The sequence below is a fragment of the Weizmannia sp. WK01 genome, assembly GCF_025905465.1.
Classification (GTDB): domain Bacteria; phylum Bacillota; class Bacilli; order Bacillales; family Bacillaceae_C; genus Weizmannia; species Weizmannia faecalis.
In genome coordinates, this window is record NZ_CP109616.1 from 3353112 (window position 1) to 3369879 (window position 16768).

Annotated in this window: 16 protein-coding genes and 1 pseudogene; 6 read left to right on the forward strand and 11 right to left on the reverse strand. The window is 46.8% G+C overall.

Features of this window, described 5'->3' with window-relative positions; genetic code table 11:
* Window positions 1-119 precede the first annotated feature (119 nt).
* The 5 genes from OF158_RS15880 (at window position 120) to OF158_RS15900 (ending at window position 5193) form a co-directional block, all read left to right on the forward strand.
* Window positions 120-776 (forward strand): response regulator, encoded by a 657-nt coding sequence (locus OF158_RS15880; RefSeq protein ID WP_035183320.1) that lies wholly within the window; start codon window positions 120-122, stop codon window positions 774-776.
* Entirely contained in the window at window positions 761-1864 is a 1104-nt protein-coding gene (locus OF158_RS15885; RefSeq protein ID WP_035183302.1) for a sensor histidine kinase, read from the forward strand. The genes OF158_RS15880 and OF158_RS15885 overlap by 16 nt, the downstream gene beginning before the upstream one ends.
* Window positions 1865-1982: 118 nt before the next feature.
* Window positions 1983-2918: an ABC transporter ATP-binding protein gene (locus tag OF158_RS15890; protein WP_035183301.1), complete on the forward strand. Its 936-nt coding sequence runs from the start codon at window positions 1983-1985 to the stop codon at window positions 2916-2918.
* Window positions 2919-2932: 14 nt separating this feature from the next.
* Window positions 2933-4048, forward strand: a complete 1116-nt coding sequence (locus OF158_RS15895) for an ABC transporter permease (RefSeq protein WP_043052466.1) — start codon at window positions 2933-2935, stop codon at window positions 4046-4048.
* Window positions 4048-5193, forward strand: a complete 1146-nt coding sequence (locus tag OF158_RS15900; protein ID WP_035183299.1) for an ABC transporter permease — start codon at window positions 4048-4050, stop codon at window positions 5191-5193. The genes OF158_RS15895 and OF158_RS15900 overlap by 1 nt, the downstream gene beginning before the upstream one ends.
* 276 nt (window positions 5194-5469) lie before the next feature.
* Here the strand turns inward: OF158_RS15900 and OF158_RS15905 are convergent, their stop codons facing one another.
* From OF158_RS15905 to OF158_RS15915, 3 genes are read right to left on the reverse strand one after another with little or no spacing between them, the layout of a single operon-like run.
* Entirely contained in the window at window positions 5470-6582 is a 1113-nt protein-coding gene (locus OF158_RS15905) for a cupin domain-containing protein (protein ID WP_035183297.1), read from the reverse strand.
* Window positions 6583-6598: 16 nt separating this feature from the next.
* The gene (locus OF158_RS15910) at window positions 6599-7096 is read right to left on the reverse strand and encodes a DinB family protein (protein ID WP_014096881.1); all 498 of its coding nucleotides are present in this window, start codon (window positions 7094-7096) and stop codon (window positions 6599-6601) included.
* Entirely contained in the window at window positions 7096-8043 is a 948-nt protein-coding gene (locus OF158_RS15915; RefSeq protein WP_035183295.1) for a fumarylacetoacetate hydrolase family protein, read from the reverse strand. Before OF158_RS15915 ends, OF158_RS15910 begins: the two co-directional genes overlap by 1 nt.
* A gap of 266 nt (window positions 8044-8309) precedes the next feature.
* Between OF158_RS15915 and OF158_RS15920 the strand changes: the two genes are divergently transcribed.
* Entirely contained in the window at window positions 8310-9095 is a 786-nt protein-coding gene (locus OF158_RS15920) for an IclR family transcriptional regulator (RefSeq protein WP_035183293.1), read from the forward strand.
* Window positions 9096-9601: 506 nt separating this feature from the next.
* On the opposite strand, the gene OF158_RS15925 is transcribed toward OF158_RS15920, so the two are convergent.
* The 8 genes and pseudogenes from OF158_RS15925 to OF158_RS15960 all read right to left on the reverse strand — a co-directional run bounded on the left by OF158_RS15925 (window position 9602) and on the right by OF158_RS15960 (window position 16593).
* Window positions 9602-9733, reverse strand: coding sequence for a hypothetical protein (locus tag OF158_RS15925; protein ID WP_257737701.1), 132 nt, complete (start codon window positions 9731-9733; stop codon window positions 9602-9604).
* A gap of 58 nt (window positions 9734-9791) precedes the next feature.
* Window positions 9792-10160, reverse strand: coding sequence for a hypothetical protein (locus OF158_RS15930; RefSeq protein WP_052042138.1), 369 nt, complete (start codon window positions 10158-10160; stop codon window positions 9792-9794).
* 26 nt (window positions 10161-10186) lie between these two features.
* Window positions 10187-11416 carry an FAD-dependent monooxygenase gene (locus tag OF158_RS15935; protein ID WP_035183292.1) on the reverse strand — a complete coding sequence of 410 codons (1230 nt, stop codon included), beginning with the start codon at window positions 11414-11416 and terminating at the stop codon, window positions 10187-10189.
* Window positions 11417-11433: 17 nt separating this feature from the next.
* Entirely contained in the window at window positions 11434-11847 is a 414-nt protein-coding gene (locus OF158_RS15940) for an acyl-CoA thioesterase (protein ID WP_035183291.1), read from the reverse strand.
* 4 nt (window positions 11848-11851) lie between these two features.
* A complete protein-coding gene (locus OF158_RS15945) occupies window positions 11852-13441 on the reverse strand; it encodes a class I adenylate-forming enzyme family protein (protein WP_035183317.1) in 1590 nt (529 codons plus the stop codon).
* Between the two features lie 342 nt (window positions 13442-13783).
* Entirely contained in the window at window positions 13784-14959 is a 1176-nt protein-coding gene (locus OF158_RS15950; protein WP_035183290.1) for an acetyl-CoA C-acetyltransferase, read from the reverse strand.
* A gap of 11 nt (window positions 14960-14970) precedes the next feature.
* Window positions 14971-15724: pseudogene (locus OF158_RS15955) on the reverse strand (enoyl-CoA hydratase/isomerase family protein).
* Complete coding sequence (locus tag OF158_RS15960) at window positions 15721-16593, reverse strand: 3-hydroxyacyl-CoA dehydrogenase family protein (protein WP_035183289.1); 873 nt, start codon at window positions 16591-16593, stop codon at window positions 15721-15723. Before OF158_RS15960 ends, OF158_RS15955 begins: the two are co-directional and overlap by 4 nt.
* Window positions 16594-16768 lie beyond the last annotated feature (175 nt).

Consider the following 16768-nt stretch of genomic DNA (forward strand, 5'->3'; position numbering starts at 1 on the left):
GCAAAGAATGCTCCCATAAAGCAGAAAGAACAAAATGGAAAGATAAAAAACAGAATGTATGCCAGGTACAATTCAGCTATAATGAAAAGAAGAAAAGGCGGAGCCGGAGGGGAAAGAGGATGGAGAAAATTAAAATTGTGATTGCCGATGACAACTCTTTTATACGCGAGGGGTTAAAAATCATTTTATCGTCATATGAAGAGTTTGAAGTCATGGCAACGGTCGGAAACGGCAAGGAAGCGGCAGCATATTGCCGGAATCAGTCGGTTGACATTGCCCTTTTGGATGTGCGGATGCCGGAGATGAACGGCGTTGAAGCTGCGAAAATCATTGCAGCCCAAACATCTGCCAAACCTATGATCCTGACCACCTTTGACGATGACGAATATATTGTCGATGCATTAAGAAACGGGGCAAGAGGCTACTTGTTGAAAAATAATGATCCCGAAAAAATCCGTGACGCAATCAAAAGTGTCTATAACGGCAACAGCATTTTCCAGGATGCGGTTCTCGATAAAATTAAATCCAATTTAAGTGGCAGAGAACCGGAACCGAAAATAGACCTGAAAAAGTTCACGGAAAGAGAGCGTGAAATCATGTCCCTGATTGCAAAAGGCTTTTCCAATAAGGAAATTGCCAAAACCTTATACATTTCAGAAGGGACAGTCGCAAATTACATCACCTCAATTTTTGGCAAAACAGGGCTTGAGCACCGCACCCAAATTGCCGTTTATTATCTTACAGGGAAAGGGAACGAAACATGGAATCCCGGCTGATTGCGGCAAAACTGGCACTCATTGGCTGGGCCGCTTTTATGGCTATTCAGGAAGATTTGTCTCTTGCTCCCGCTGTATTCCTGCTTCTTCTCTATTTTATTGCAAATATCGCGATGTACATTTGGAATAGAAAGGCATTGCCTGCTTTTTTTGCGGCCTGCTCCATTGGCATTGCCGGTTTCGGCGCTTTATATGTAGCTCCCCTGTTTGTCATCTTCGCGCCGCTATCCGTTTTGGAGCTCGCCGCAAAGTGGCCCGTGCCAAGATCGATACAGGCACTCATCCTGCTTGTACCCCTTTTTTATTTAAAAACCGGGACAGCCGGCCAGTACGTTTTCTCGTCAGCCTTTAGCTGGATCATTTGGGATACGGCCGTTACGTATGCAGACCGGCTGGAAAAGAAAGAACAGCAGCTTGACCGGCTGCGCGCTTCAGTCCAGAGACTCACGCGCCGCCTGAATGAAAACGAGGAATTCATCCGCCAATCCGAATACACCTACCGGCTGGAAGAACGGAACCGGATTTCGCAGGAAATTCATGACAATATCGGCCACGTGATGACTGGCGCACTCATCCAGATGGAAGCGGCAAAAAGCCTTCTGGAAAAAGACCCCACCCGCGCACGAGCGTTACTGCAAAACGCAATCACCATTACAAAAGAAGGAATTGAAAGCATCCGGCTGACGCTGAAACAAATGAAACCACCCGTTGAACAAGTCGGCATTCACCGGCTGCAGCTTGCTTTAGATACGTTTTCCGCAAGATATGAACTTGAAACGATGCTCACTTACAGTGGCAATCTCGACTGCATTACCCATGTACAATGGAAAATCATTCATGAAAATGTGAAAGAAGCGTTGACCAATGCGCGCAAATATGCCGATGCATCACAGATTACCGTCAACATTCAAGTCCTCAATAAAATCATCAAAGCAGAAGTAAAAGACAATGGCAAAGGTGCCGCTAAAGTTAAAAAAGGGCTTGGCATTACCGGCATGGAAGAACGAGCAGCCACACTTAGAGGCCATGTCATCACCGACGGTTCGCACGGTTTTTCCGTGACCACCCTACTTCCCATTGAGCCGTGAACAGCCTCACCTGCAAAATATGAATTTTTTCATATGAAAGTCATGAACGATCCCACTTACCAGGAATCGTTCCTTTTTTTATACTAAAGATACAACGGAAGTCAGGGGGAAAGAAACCATGAACGTACTGGAAATCCGAAATTTGACAAAAAAATTCGACGACTTTATTGCGGTTGACCGTATCTCACTGCAAGTAAAGAAAGGGGAAATTTTCGGTTTTCTCGGGGCAAACGGCGCCGGCAAAAGCACGACGATCAACATGATTGCCGGCTTGTTAAGAAGCAATGACGGGACCATTGAAATCCTCGGAAAAAACATCATGAAAAACAAACGGTTTGCGAAAATGAATCTCGGCATTGTCCCGCAAGATCTTGCCATTTACGAAGATTTAACCGCTTTTGAAAATGTCCGGTTTTTCGCCGGGCTCTACGGTCTGCGCGGCAGTGAACTGGATGCAAAAACAAGGGAAGCACTCGCTTTTGTCGGCCTTGGGGACCACCATAAAAGCACACCGGACAAGTTTTCCGGCGGGATGAAGAGGCGCCTCAATATTGCATGCGCGATCGCCCATCAGCCGAAACTGATCATCATGGATGAACCGACAGTCGGGATTGATCCGCAGTCGCGCAATTATATTTTGAATTCCGTGCGCAAACTGAATGAAATGGGCTGCACCATCATTTATACGAGTCATTACATGGAAGAAGTGGAAGAAATCTGCACAAAAATCGCGATCATTGACCACGGCAAAATCATCGCAGAAGGCTCAAAGGAACAATTGAAATCGATCATTACAGACAAAAAAGAGGTCCGGATTGAAGTGAAAACAACAGAACCGGTTGATCCCGCGGAAATCAGGAAGATAAAAGGCGTTGAAACGGTATCCGTCCAAGAAAATATCATTCGGATCCAGTCTGATGCAAGCATCAACAATTTAAATTTGATCCTTGAATTTTTAATCAGCCGGCATATTGAAATTAAGGCCCTGCAGGAAAAAGAACCGAACCTTGAAACGGTATTTTTAACTTTAACCGGCCGGAATTTAAGGGATTAGGGAGGAAAAACGCGATGTCAAGCATCCTGCACATCTTAAAAAAAGAAGTGATTACCGTATTCCGCAACAAACGCACCCTTATATTTATGCTTGCCTTTCCGCTCGTTTTAATGCTTGTGCTCGGTTCCGCCCTTTCGAATGCGTTTGACAAGACGGTTTCGGTCGGCGAGATTCACGTGTTGTACAAAAATGACCTTAATAAAGATGCCGCACCCTATTTCCATACATTCCAACAGTACGCGGAAAAATCGGATATCCATTTTGAAAAGGCCGGCAAAAACACGGACGGCTTGAAAGAAGTAAAGCTCGGCAATGCGGATGGATATGCCGTTTTAAATGGCCATGGCATCCGGCTATATACGAATGGAAGAAACAGCATAAAAGGCAGTATTTTAGAAGGCGTATTTTCGGCTTTTGCCGACCAGTACAATCTTGCCGCAGAAGTGATGAAAACTGCGCCGGAAAAAAGTGGGGCTGCCTTCGAAAAGATTAAACACAATTACATTCAAACGGAATCTCTTCTTCCGAATAAAGAGCCCGGCGCGATGGATTATTATGCGATCGTGATCACGACAATGATTTGCCTGTACGCATCTTTAGGATCGAGCGCTTTTATGCAAGTGGAGCGGACACGGAAAACAGCTGACAGGCTCATTGCCGCCCCGGTCAGAAAAAGCAGTATTTTTATCGGAAAGCTTTTCGCAGATGTTCTCATTTATACCGCTTGCATAGCACTTATCATCATTGTGAGCAAGGTCGTTTACAAAGCGAATTGGGGAAACCATCTTCCGCTTGTATTCCTTGTGCTTTTAACAGAGATTATTCTTTCGGTCAGCATCGGCATCGGCGTCAGTATATTCAGCAAGTCTGCCGCCACAGGAGCGATTTTGAACCTTTTTATCCAGCTGTCGGCATTTTTTGGCGGTGCCTACTTCAAAATTGAAAACCCCGGCAAATTACAGGCTGTAATGGACCTTTCGCCGTTGACATGGATCAATCAGGCGATTACGAAAATCATTTACAACAATGTTTTATCTGCCGCTACCCCGGTCGCTGCAGCAAATCTTGGCATTGCCCTATTGATTCTTTTCATCTCTGTAACGGCACTGCAAAAAAGGGAGGGTTTGTAATGAAAGACGTTTTATGGCTGGTCCGTAACACATTAAGCAAAACCTTTCGAAAGAAAAGAAATGTTCTCCTTTATATCGGGTTGCCTTTTATCAGTATCTTCATCGCTTTCCTTGTATACGGGGGGAGCGGTGTAAAAACCCTTCACGTTGGCATCGTGGATAAGGATCACAGCCAAATCGCCACTGACACGGCCCATTTCCTGAGCGGGCTGGGCAATGTCAAAACGGCCGCTATTCCGCAATCCGAATTGAAAAGCCAGTTGGCAGACGGAAAGCTTGACTGTGCCATCATTTTTGAAAAGGGGTTTGCCGCAAGTGTCAGGAGCGGAAATCCTGCTCATATCCGGATGGCTTCAATTAAAGGAGCAGAAGTAACAAAGTTTGTGCAATCCTATTTATATCAATACATCGATCATATCGTATCCATCAGCAAAGTATCGTCAGGAAACGAACAGACTTTTCAAACGATGTATGATGAATTCCAAAACGCTTCCTATAAAGTAAAAACCATTCATTTGCAGGATCTTTCCCAATCTAGTGATTTAACCTATCAGACGATGGGCGTGCTTATCCTGTTTATGCTTATGTCTGCCTTCAGTTTGTCTGAACTGATTCTTGCCGAAAGAGAAAACCGCACGTATTTCAGGCTATTGTCTTCGCCGGTCAGCGCGGGCAAGTATGTATTGTCCAATGTACTTTGCAACCTGATCGTGATGGCGGTTCAAATTGCATTGATCACAGCGGCCATGAAATATGTTTTCCATATGACGATGAATCTTTCCATCTGGCAGCTGTCAGCCGTCATGTTCCTGTTTGCCTGGATTTCAACCGGCATTTCCTTAATGATGGTGTCGCTGTCAAACAGCCGGAGTGCTTTTAACTCGCTGCAATCCTTAATCGCCGTACCGACGTGCATGCTTTCCGGCTGCTTCTGGCCGGTGGAAATCATGCCGAAAGCCCTGCAGAAAGTTTCCGATTTTCTGCCGCAGCGCTGGACATTGGAAACCTTGGACAAATTGCAAACCGGCCATCCGCTCAGCAGCCTGTATTTAAACATTTTGATCCTGATTGCCTTTGCGCTTTGTTTCTTCCTGTTTGCCATTTACCAGTTAAGCAGAAACCGCAATACCCATAACTTTGTATAGTTCTTGCAAAAAGAGAGGCAGATCCGCCTCTCTTTTTGACATGTTGCCGGCTATGTTGTATTTGCGTTTGGCAGGTTAGGTTGCTTTGCTCCATCAACAGACCCGCAACGGAGCAGGAACACCCCATTCACCTGCTTTTCAATTCCGGAAGTTTCGGTTCGGATCCCTGTCCCGCTTGCCCCAAACCTGCGGGATAGGCATCCATTTTTTCAGCTTCGCTTCCATGGATTTTTTTCTTCATCTCATGGAAGCGGTGCCAAATTTTCCAATGCACTTTTATGCCAGGACCGGTTTGAATTCCCCTTTCACCGTTTGGTGGCCGTTATTTTCTTCCAGCGCTTGTGATTTTTCAAGGTTGAATTTTTCCATGATTGGTAGGTCACTACAAGAGAACAGGAACGAATCTTCCAATGCCACATGCTCATGCCATGCCCAATTCGGAATGACGAAATAATCACCTTTTGACCAGTCAAAGCGGACGCCGTTAATGATGCTGTAGCCGGAACCGCGGAAGACGTTATAAATTGACGCATGGGTATGGCGGTGCGCTTTCGTATGGAATCCTTTCGGCAGTTTCTGCATCCACGAAGCAATCGTTGCATTTGCCGTTTCACCAGTTGACGGATTGATGTATTCAACCGCATAGCCGTCATACGGATCCGGCTCAAACGCGCTGAGCCCATCGATTGCTTTGACCGTCTGGCTCCATTTATAATCGGCAAGCGGCGCCACACTTGCATAGCGGTCGGAAATCGGGCGCACCATACCGCCTTGATAGCGCCTTGACGTAAAGTTATCCGGCTTTTTCGGTTGTTGAAGCTGATCCGGGTACGGCTCGAAAAACGTTCCGCCCATCGAATAAATCACCGGTATGTCAAGCGCATCCATCCAAATCATCGGCTTATCCCCGACATGTGCGTGGCCGTGCCAGAGACCAGCCGGCGTAATCAGAAAATCCCCTTCTTCCATAAAAATGCGTTCGCCCTCGACAATGGTGTAAGCGCCTTCCCCGTTTGTAATAAACCGAAGCGCCCCTTGCGAATGGCGGTGGGAAGGCGCTTTTTCACCCGGCAAAATCAATTGTGCCGCCGCATACAATGTTTGCGTCGTGGAAGCCCAACCCCAAGGCTGACGATAAGTAAGCCCCGGATTTTGGAAATAAATGGCGCGGCGTTCGCCTCCGCGTTCCGGCGTGAAAATTTCAGCAGATTCCATCAATTTTTTATAAATCAGGTCCCATTTCCACAAATACGCTTCTGCCTGCGGTTTCGGTTCATGGTTCATAATAGCGGGAATCGCTTCCCAAAGCGGCCCGAGGTGATATTGTTCCAAATCCCGGTTAAAATCCTTTACTATCTGGCTTTGCATAAATTCCGTTGTTTCTCCCATCCTCATCTTCTCCCCTTTATTGATTAATATGAAATTTTGATAAATTCCGGTTGATCTGCCCGTAATGTTTGGCAATATGTTCGACAATTAAGTGATCGACAATAAACGAAACCGGCTTGGTCCCAAAGTTCGGATTTTTGCTTTCCGCTTCGATCTGCAGGGTGTCTTCATCCAGTTTTTCCAGCCGGCCGGAAAGCTCGGTTTTTAAGCTGCGGAGTCCCGCCAAAACTTCTGAAACGGACTGGCTGTCTGTTGTGTTCACGGCTTCAAGCCGCGCTTCGTCGTTCAGCCCGCGACCCCATTTGATCTGCGGATTTTCTTTGATTTTTTCAATTTCCCCCATCCAGTAAGGCCCGACTTCCAGGACATGGCATAGGATTTGCATGATCGACCATTCTTCTTCACTCGGTTTTTTGCGGATGATGTCTTCGGAAAGCCCCTCCGCCGTTTTAATGATCTGATCAAGCGATTTGTGCACAGACCGGATTGCGTTTTCCATATACGGAATTGCCATTACACCATCACCTCAGTCGTTTTTTTCACTTTGTTCTCAAGGGCACCGATTTTGTCAATTTCAATACGGACCACATCCCCGTCTTTCAGGAACACTTGCGGATCGCGGGCAAATCCGACTCCCCCGGGCGTTCCGGTTAAAATGACATCGCCCGGTTCAAGTGTCATTAAGTTTGACAAAAATTCAACCAAGTATGGGACTGTGAAAACAAGATTGGCTGTATTCGTATGCTGCCTTTCTTCCCCGTTGACAGTAACAACCATTTCAAGGCCGGACGGATCAGTGAGTTCATCACCCGTAACAAGCCATGGCCCCATTGGCGCTGTGCCGTCCACCGATTTACCTTGAAGCCATTGCAATGTTCTGCGCTGAATATCCCGGTACGTGACATCATTGACAATCGTGTAGCCGGCAACATAGTCGAGTGCCTCTTCCTGTGAAACATTTCTTGCCTTTTTTCCGATGACAAAAGCAAATTCCCCTTCGTAATCCAGCTGCTCCGAGATCGGGAAGAACGGAATATCATCCTGCGGCCCGATGACCGTATTTGCAAATTTGGCAAACACAACCGGATACGGAGGCAGTTCCCGCTTCATTTCAAGAATATGCTCTTTGTAGTTGTGCCCGACGCAAATCATTTTCCCCGGTTTCGGTACAGGCGCTTCCAGTTTCACTTCTTCAGCCGGAAAAACAAGCCGCCTTTCTTTATCTGTCTTTACTTTCAAGGCATAGTCCACCGCTTCTTTTGCGTATGCCATGCTTTCTTTGCCGCCCTCTAGAAATCCGTTCATATCATTTGGAATGTAAGCTTCCGCAATTTGCCGAGCGCGGCGTTTCCCCTTTGATTCCAAAAGTGCCGTAAAAGCCGTATGCAAGTCTACGGCAAGCCCGTCTACGTACGCGCCAATTCTAGCCACACCTTCATAACGGAAGGTCAAAAGTTTCATCCCATCATCCCCATTCCTGTTTTGTACACGGTTACATTTTTAACCAGACATCTTGAATGAAAGGCAAATCTTACATTTGCACCCATTCTTCCCTTTTTTGTATTATAACATTAGTAATCGATGTTCACTTATATGATACAAGGTAGACGATTCGGTTGTCAATACTTTCTATTCTGATTTTTTCAAACGACAAAACCACGGTAACATGATCCATGCTATAATGGGTTTTGTCTGCAACTTTTTCGAAATTTATAGGAGGCCTTTTTATGGATATCATCAAAAACGGCTCGACCATTCAATCGCTCCAAGTTGGGAACAGTATTCTGGATGCCCTGTCAAAGCAAAGAAGGCCGTTAAAATTCTCCGATATTCAGGAATTAACCGGGATTACCAAAAGCAATTTGTACAAATATTTAAATACATTTGTCCAACTCGGCATTTTATACAAAGATGACGCCGGCCTTTATACATTCGGGCCAAAATTGATTGAATACGGCATGGCTGCGGTGGATCAGGAAAATGTATTGGATAGGGTTGTGCCTTTTCTCGAAAAACTCAATCATGCAACACGCTGCTCCACGCTTTTTGCAGTCTGGACGCCAGAGGGACCGATGATCATCAAACTTGTCAACAGCAATCCGGGGTTTAATATTGGGGCACAAATTGGCACCATTCCGCCGCTAGCTTCCGCTGTTGGAAAAATTTTTCTCGCTTTTATGGATCAGGGCACCATCCGGGAGTGGAAGGAGCGGGAATCGGCAAAATTGGACCACAACGTGAAGGCGGATTTGGAAAAAGAAATCCGGTCTGTCCGTAAACAGAAAATCGCCTTTGCGAAAGAGCCAATTTTAACTTCAGTCTCCTCGATCGCCATCCCGGTTTTTAATTATAAGAAAACCTTGCTTGGCGCCATCGCGGTTGTCGGCTTCTCGGAACAGATTCCCGCGGCGGAAGGAGAGAATGTGGCATTTATCATTAACATTAAAAAAACAGGGCTTCAAGTGTCACAGGTATTCGGGTACAGCGAGGATTCCGTGACCCCTTCCAAATAAAAGCATTCTCCCGGAAAAACATGTTGCTGATCCGGTATAGATGTCCAAATAGCAGGATAACCCCTGCTATTTTGTTTTTTCTGATTGTTATACAAAATAGTCTTGCTATGCGATACCCCTTCAAATATAATCAAAATAGAGAACCGAGTTTTCTATTTTGATAAAAATTGTAAGCGATTTCTGATTTGGGGGGATGTGCAAATATGAATTTTTACCCGTCTTGAGAAAAAAAGCAAACTTTTTCTTGGTTTGGGAATGGGAACGGGCAATAGTGAAAGCAAGACGGGTTTTTCCCGGTAACAGAACACGAAATTTTTTGCACGGATAGGGACGAAAGGGAGAAATTGACAATCATGGAGGTCAACAAATGAACAGTGGCACATCACATAAAACGGGCGGAATTCTATCTGTATAAAATGAACAAAACATCGCAGCTCTGTTGCCTGCTGTAAAAGTAGTCACCATGCAAATTGCTGTTCCTTCCATCCCCAAACCAGCACTAGAAATCAGACGAGATAAAAGATATTCCCATCCGGCCCGAGCGGAATATTGCCTGCTTCCAAAATATCCAACAAAAAGGAAACCGGGTTTTCTTCTTCTGCCAGTTCATACAGGCAGTAAAGCAAACCGATGTACATGGCATGCCCGATCAAAAATTGTATCGTTTCCTGGTCCCCAAAAATGGCATAAGCCTGATCAAATGTACGGTGTAAAAATGGCTTCCGGCATTTTATACACAAGCTCTTCTAGAATTTTCTCCTTGCCGTGGGCGTCTATTTTTATTTTTAATTGATCCGGAATGTCTTTTAAAACATTCCATAGCTCACATCCTTCAAATGTAAGCTGTTTAGCCGTATCCCCCAGTTTTTCTTTTGAAATCCACTTTACATCCAGTTTCCGAGTACCGAAACAGGCGGCAAATTCCTTTATTTTCTGCTCCGCATACGGATTCTTCCTACCGGCATTGCTGTACCACAGAACAGAGACAAGGCGGGCAATCATCTCATTAACGGACCTGGCAAGCGATCCGTACTTTTTTTCACTGACGACTTCGGCAACAGCCATGGTGCACACTCCTTTCGCCTGGACATTTAATATTTCGTTGTCAGTTCTGGCGGTCCAAACTTCGGCCCATATGGCCCCTCGTCCAGCCACCTTCCCATGCTCGGCACGACAGAAACGAGCGATGCGGCAATTTCCCGTTTCATATTCATTTCGCGCGAATCCCCTTGCAAATGGTGTAACGCCGTTGAAGAGCCGTCCCGGTTCCAAAGCGCGGCAATTCTGCGTTCCTTGGCAGATGCGGCGATAGCTGCTTTTCTTTCTTCCTCAGAAGGAGCAGAAAGCGCCTTTTCAATGCCGCGGACAGCAATCACGGCATCCGGCACACCCGAATTCAGGCCGCGCGCGCCAAATGGGGCAAACAGGTGGGCGGCTTCTCCTGCGAGCAGGACACGGTGGTGCTCGTCCGTAAATGCATTGACGACCACCTGATGGAAACGATACGAAGAAACCCATGTAATGCTGTCTGCATATTTAGGATCCATCACTTTCGGAAGCCATTTTTTTACATTTTCAACGCTCATGTAATCTTCCGGCTTGTCGGAAGAGAGCAATTGGAGATCAATTCGCCAGCCGTCTTTGAACGGAACAAACATGACATTTCGTCCTCCCATAGCCGGGTGTTGGTAATGGAAAGTCCGCTCTAGTGGAAGTGGATTGTCCGGATCTTCCTTGACATCGACGACAATAAATGTATCCGCTGTCCGCGGTCCTTCAAACCGGAGGCCGGCCTGCTCTCTGACAACCGAGCGCGCGCCATCACAGCCGATCACATATTCCGCCTCCCATACATTCCCGTTTGCTGTTACCAAGCGGACACCGCTTTTTGAAATATCCATGGTTTGGACCGGTTCTCCCCACACAAATTCAACACCGGCATGTACACACGCTTCATACAGATATTTTTCAATTTCATGCTGGTGGAGCGATGTAAAATGCGGCAGATGATGCGGGTCTTTGTTGTCGGTCACACCGTAGTTGCGCACATACACTTGTTTGCCTTTATAAAGCGTGCGCTTCACCGGCCAAATAATCCCGTTCCGTGCCAATGTAAAACCTAGCCCTCTTGATGTTTCTTCAAGCAGTTTTAACGTCGCATTGTGCAAATAGATGGCCCTGCTTCCGGCGCGGGGCCTGCCATACGGTTCTGCCTCGATCACAACAGAAGATATGCCTTTTTCTTTTAAAGCAAGGCCGGCCACCAGTCCGACCGGCCCGGCGCCGACAACAACCACATCCGTTTTTTTCGTTTCTCCCATCGTTGCATGTCTCCTTTTTATCGATTTGAAGTCTCGGCAAGCAATATTTCTTTGATATCTTCAGGAATCGGGAAGGCTTTCGGCTTTTCATCGAAAAGTGCCCACGCCCTAATTTCATACCCTTCTGCAACCGGCTGCCCGTCTTTTATAAAGCGGTGACCGATTTTAAAGACTTTCTTCCGCAGTTCTTGTATTTCGCTTTGCACTTCTACCTCATCCTCAAATTGAAGCGGGCTTTTAAACTGGCAGTGAGCTTCGAGAAGCGGGATAATCGTTTGCCGTTCAGCCAATATTCTAGATGATGAAAACCCTGCCGTGGCAAAAAAGTGATGTGTCGCTTCATCCATCCATTTGTAAAAATTCGGGTAAAACACAATCCCTGCCGCATCCGTATCGCCCCATTTCACATCAAATCGGTATATGGCCGGCATGGATTCACTTCCTTTCCAGTGATTTTGGATTGCTTTGAACAGCGGTTTTCAGCAGCTGCTCCCGGAGTCTGACTTTTTGAATTTTGCCGCTTGCCGTCGTTGGAAAATCCTGTGTGAACAAAATGCGTTGCGGTACTTTATAAATCGCAATTCGCTCTTTCAAATAGGTGAGGATGTCTTCCTCCGAACAATCCGCCCCTTCTTTGAGACGAATGACAGCGCATACAATTTCACCCAGCACTTCATCCGGAAATCCAATTACCGCAGACTCAAGGATATAGGGATGCTTCGACAAGACGGCTTCAATTTCCTGTGGGTAAATATTAAATCCGCCGCGGATAATCATTTCCTTTTTCCGGCCGACAAATTTCAGATAGCCATCCTCATCGAGCATGCCTAAATCTCCTGTATAGAACCAGCCTTCGCTGTCAAGCACCTGGTCCGTCTGTTCCGGCATCTTATAGTACTCTTTCATAACCGCAAAGCTTCTAACAGCAATCTCTCCGACCACACCATGCGGAACCGTCTCCCTTTTGTCATTGACAATCTTCAGTTCGACACCGGGGATTGGCCGGCCAAGTGTTTCCAAAATTTTATCTTCATCATCTTCAAAGGTGGTAGAAGTGACAGTCACGGCTTCTGTAATGCCAAAAGACTGATTCAGTTCCATTCCCATTTTCTCCCTGATTTCTTTGACTTTGTTGGGAGGAATAGGGGAGGCACCGACAATCCCGGTTCGAAGCGAAGAAAGATTATAATTTTCCAAATTTTCCACTTCCAATTGTTTCAAAAACATGGTTGGGACCCCTTGCTGAACGGTTATGCTCTCCTGTTCAATCAGTTTCAACGTTTGCTCCGCCCGGAATTTTTCCTGCAACAGGATCCGAGCTCCGGCGGAAATGGCGCAAACCAGGTTAATCGCCAGCCCAAATATGTGGAAAAGCGGGGCTGAGATGATAAAGGCATCCTGATCCGTGCATTTCAAGACGGATGCAATGGTACGGGCAGATTGGACTACTGCCCGGTGTGTGATCATGACACCTTTTGGCTTGCCGGTCGTTCCGGATATATATAAAATACAAAAGACATCATTGTCCGCGTCTATTTTCGCCTTTTGGACGGATCTATAGCTTGCCGCCCCACCGGTATACTCATCAAACGAAGGAAAACCCATCAGCGGGAACCGTACGGTAATGGATTCTTTTACCCATTGTAAAGATTGTTGGAAGCCAAGGTTTTTTTCCAAACTTTCGGAAGCAATTAAAAGAACAGGTGCTGCATTATCGAGAATGTATTCCAACTCATGAGATTTATAAAGCGGATTGATTGGAACAAGAATTGCGCCTATTTTGGCTGCGGCAAAATTGATGACAGCCGTTTCATACCAGTTTGGCAGGCTGACGGCAGTCCGGTCACCTTTTTTCACGCCCTTTGCTGCCAGTACATTGGCGAAATGATCTACAGCTTGTAAGAGTGCCGAATAAGAAACTCTATTTTTCAGATCATATATCGCTTCTTTTCGCCCGTATTTTTCCGCCGTAAAAACCAATTGTTCGTATACGCTGAAAAGATTCGGATCTTTCTCCACGGCCATCCCCCTGTTCATGTAAAATAAAGAAACCGGCACCATGACAAAAAGGTCCACCATCGTGGCCAAACCTTCAAAAAAACAAATCGGGATCTGTTTTTGGCTCAATTGTCCGCTTGTGCCTTTCAAAGAGACAAATCATTCCCGCAATGCAAACCAAATGTCTTTGGGGACTCCTGCTAAAGACAAATCGTTGCGGAGCATCCTTTTGTGCTTCTCTAAAACGCAAATCAAATCTGCAACATAAGCCAAGTGTTTTTTGAACCCCCAAAAATAGCAGCTGCCTTTTTACGGTCGGCTTGTGCAAGCGTCTGAACCTGTCCTATGCGCTCCTCCTTCAGGTAAAAATTACAGGGCTTCCCAGACTGCTGCGATTCCCTGCCCGCCGCCGATGCACACAGCAGAAGCACCGTACTTTTGTTTTCGCCTGCGCATTTCATATATCAGGGCAGTGGTGATCCTCGTGCCACTTGCTGCAAGCGGGTGCCCGAGCGCAATCGCACCGCCGTTCACATTCCCGATCTCAAGATCAAAACCGAGTTCTTTCTGGCACGCCAAATACTGTGCAGAGAAGGCTTCATTGATTTCAATTAAACTTAGATCACTTATCGTAAGCTTTGCTTTCTGTAAAGCGTTTCGGATTGCTGGAACCGGGCCAATCCCCATATATTTCGGCTCCACGCCGACAACATTCCAGGACACAAGGCGGGCAATGGGCTTTAAGCCTTTTTGCTCCGCATAGTCGCTTGATGCCACTACCACTGCACCGGCGCCGTCCACCATCCCGCTTGCATTCCCTGCTGTGACCACGCCGTTTTCTATGAATCTCGGTTTCAGCCGGGCGAGCTGCTCCATGCTCGTGTCGCGGATATGTTCATCGTCTTTCACGACAATGTCCCCTTTCCGCCCTTTTACCACAACCGGCACAATCTCTTCCTGCAAGTACCCCTTTTCCCGTGCCCGTTTCGCCCGTTCGTGGCTGGAAAGGGCATGCTGGTCGATTTCTTCTCTCGTAATCCCGTATTTTGCCGCCAGGTTCTCGGCCGTTTGTGCCATCGTGCAGTCCCCGTATGTATCATACAGACCGTCCCACAGCCAGTCCTCCACTTTCGGGGAACCGAGCGGGCTGCCCCAGCGCATGCCCCGAATGACATGCGGCACCTGACTCATATTTTCCGTTCCGCCGGCAAGAACGACTTCCGCTTCCCCGGTTAAAATATAGCGCGCCGCTGTTACGATCGCTTCAAGCCCCGTCCCGCACAGCCGGTTAATTGTAATAGCAGGCACATCAATCGGCGTCCCTGCCTTCAAGCCGACATGCCTTGCGAGCAAATGGGCATCTTTGCTCGATTGCTGTACATTGCCGAAGACGACATGGTCAATTTCTTCAGCTGAAATATTCGATTTTTTAATGGCTTCTTTTGCCGCAATCGCCCCCAGATCGGTGGCCGTGATTTCGCGCAATGAACCCGAAAGCTCTGTAAACGGCGTTCTTGCGCCTTCAAGCAGTACAATATCGGTCATTTGATCCCCCCCTATCTGCCAGAAAAAGCCGGTTTCCTTTTTTCAACAAAAGCGTTTAATCCTTCTTTTCGGTCTTCGGTGGAAAAAGCATTGCCAAAGCAGGCCGCTTCAATCGTAAGCCCGGTTTCTATATCGGTATTCGAGCCGGCATTGACCGCTGTTTTCAACATTTGCAGTGCGACCGGCGGCTTCTGTGCAAGTTTCCGGGCCCACTCTTTCGCTGTATCTAGCACTTCATCCGGCGGCACAACTTTATTCACAATATGCAGCGCAAGCGCACGGTTTGCGTCTATCATCTCCCCGAAGTAGAGCAACTCCTTTGCGACCCCCTGCCCGACGATTTTTTGCAGGCGCTGGGTACCGCCGCCGCCCGGAATAATCCCGAGGCCGGCTTCCGGAAAAGCAAATTTAGCTTTTTCGGAACTGATCCGCAAATCACAGACAAGTGCAAGTTCAAAACCGCCGCCCAATGCAAGGCCGTTTAACGCGGCAATGACCGGTTTCGATGTATTTTCGATTTGGGTAAAAACCGCCCGCGACATTTTATTGCCCGGCCATTTCATTAATATCGGCGCCGGCCACAAACGCTTTTTCCCCGCTTCCGGTCAGGACAATGGCGCGTACTTCATCGTCTGCATCCAGTTCATGAAAAATATGCGATAACTCCTGGAATACTTGTGTGCTGAGCGGATTGACAGGCGGCCTATTGATTGTGACGACTGCAACCGACTCTTCTTTTTCGCATAGCAAATATTGATGACTCACGCTTTGACCTCCTCTTTGTTGTAATCATAAAATCCCGCGCCAGTCTTTTTCCCGAGCCGGTTCGCTTTTACGAGCTGTTTTAACAAAAGCGGTGGTGCAAAATGCGGGTCGTTCAACTCTTCTTTTAAATAATTCATGACATGGTAGCCGATATCAACGCCGGCAAAATCTTGCAGCGTAAACGGCCCCATCGGATAGTTCAGCCCAAGTTTTACCGCCTTGTCGATATCTTCCGCCGTTGCCACGCCTTCTTCCAAAATTTTAATGGCTTCGATAAATTGCGGAATCATAATGCGGTTGACAATAAAGCCGGGAGAGTCTTTTTTCACCTCCACCGGTTCTTTCGATAGCGCTTTGGATAACGTTTTCAATTCTTCCACCGTTTCATCGCTCGTGTTGAAACCCCTAACAACTTCCACGAGTTTCATCAACTGGGCCGGATTGAAAAAGTGCATGCCTGCAACGCGATCAGGCCGGGTGGTGGCGGAGGCGATTTCCGTAATCGACATCGAAGACGTATTTGTAGCAAGAATGACATGGTCTGGGACAATCCCGTCAAGCTGCGAGAATACTTGTTTCTTCAATTCCAAGTCTTCAAGGACAGCTTCAATGACAATATCGGCATCTTTCATGTCATCCAGATTGGTTGTCGTCCGGATTCGCGCAAGCGTTTCCTGTTTTTCCGTCTCCGTCATTTTTCCTTTTGCAACACTTTTGGACATAAATTGGTCCATCCTCGCCAAAGCGCCGTCAAGAAAACGGTCTTCAATGTCCCGTAAAATGACCTGGAATCCCTTCATGGCTGCTAAATTGGCAATGCCGGATCCCATTGAACCGGCGCCTACTACCCCAATGGTTTGAATTGACATATTTTTATCTCCCATCCTATTATACTTAACTTTCTGTTAATTTATTGTAAGCCTTTTCGATTTGGATGGGTACCTGCAGACTGTATGGTTTTTTTAAAACTTTTCCTACACTTTGTAGGAGTGTTTCCGCCTTCCAGCGTTCCTGATCGGCTAGGCCGTACTGTCAAAAACAAAC

What these genes read in the sequence shown, in the direction of transcription:
- OF158_RS15885 (WP_035183302.1), top strand. Translation starts at nt 761, where the DNA reads ATGGAATCCCGGCTGATTGCGGCAAAACTGGCACTCATTGGCTGGGCC.
- OF158_RS15900 (WP_035183299.1), top strand. Translation starts at nt 4,048, where the DNA reads ATGAAAGACGTTTTATGGCTGGTCCGTAACACATTAAGCAAAACCTTT.
- OF158_RS15895 (WP_043052466.1), top strand. Translation starts at nt 2,933, where the DNA reads ATGTCAAGCATCCTGCACATCTTAAAAAAAGAAGTGATTACCGTATTC.
- OF158_RS15945 (WP_035183317.1), bottom strand. Translation starts at nt 13,441, where the DNA reads ATGGCCGTGGAGAAAGATCCGAATCTTTTCAGCGTATACGAACAATTG.
- OF158_RS15905 (WP_035183297.1), bottom strand. Translation starts at nt 6,582, where the DNA reads ATGGGAGAAACAACGGAATTTATGCAAAGCCAGATAGTAAAGGATTTT.
- OF158_RS15880 (WP_035183320.1), top strand. Translation starts at nt 120, where the DNA reads ATGGAGAAAATTAAAATTGTGATTGCCGATGACAACTCTTTTATACGC.
- OF158_RS15910 (WP_014096881.1), bottom strand. Translation starts at nt 7,096, where the DNA reads ATGGCAATTCCGTATATGGAAAACGCAATCCGGTCTGTGCACAAATCG.
- OF158_RS15925 (WP_257737701.1), bottom strand. Translation starts at nt 9,733, where the DNA reads ATGTACATCGGTTTGCTTTACTGCCTGTATGAACTGGCAGAAGAAGAA.
- OF158_RS15940 (WP_035183291.1), bottom strand. Translation starts at nt 11,847, where the DNA reads ATGCCGGCCATATACCGATTTGATGTGAAATGGGGCGATACGGATGCG.
- OF158_RS15930 (WP_052042138.1), bottom strand. Translation starts at nt 10,160, where the DNA reads ATGGCTGTTGCCGAAGTCGTCAGTGAAAAAAAGTACGGATCGCTTGCC.
- OF158_RS15935 (WP_035183292.1), bottom strand. Translation starts at nt 11,416, where the DNA reads ATGGGAGAAACGAAAAAAACGGATGTGGTTGTTGTCGGCGCCGGGCCG.
- OF158_RS15960 (WP_035183289.1), bottom strand. Translation starts at nt 16,593, where the DNA reads ATGTCAATTCAAACCATTGGGGTAGTAGGCGCCGGTTCAATGGGATCC.
- OF158_RS15950 (WP_035183290.1), bottom strand. Translation starts at nt 14,959, where the DNA reads ATGACCGATATTGTACTGCTTGAAGGCGCAAGAACGCCGTTTACAGAG.
- OF158_RS15915 (WP_035183295.1), bottom strand. Translation starts at nt 8,043, where the DNA reads ATGAAACTTTTGACCTTCCGTTATGAAGGTGTGGCTAGAATTGGCGCG.
- OF158_RS15920 (WP_035183293.1), top strand. Translation starts at nt 8,310, where the DNA reads ATGGATATCATCAAAAACGGCTCGACCATTCAATCGCTCCAAGTTGGG.
- OF158_RS15890 (WP_035183301.1), top strand. Translation starts at nt 1,983, where the DNA reads ATGAACGTACTGGAAATCCGAAATTTGACAAAAAAATTCGACGACTTT.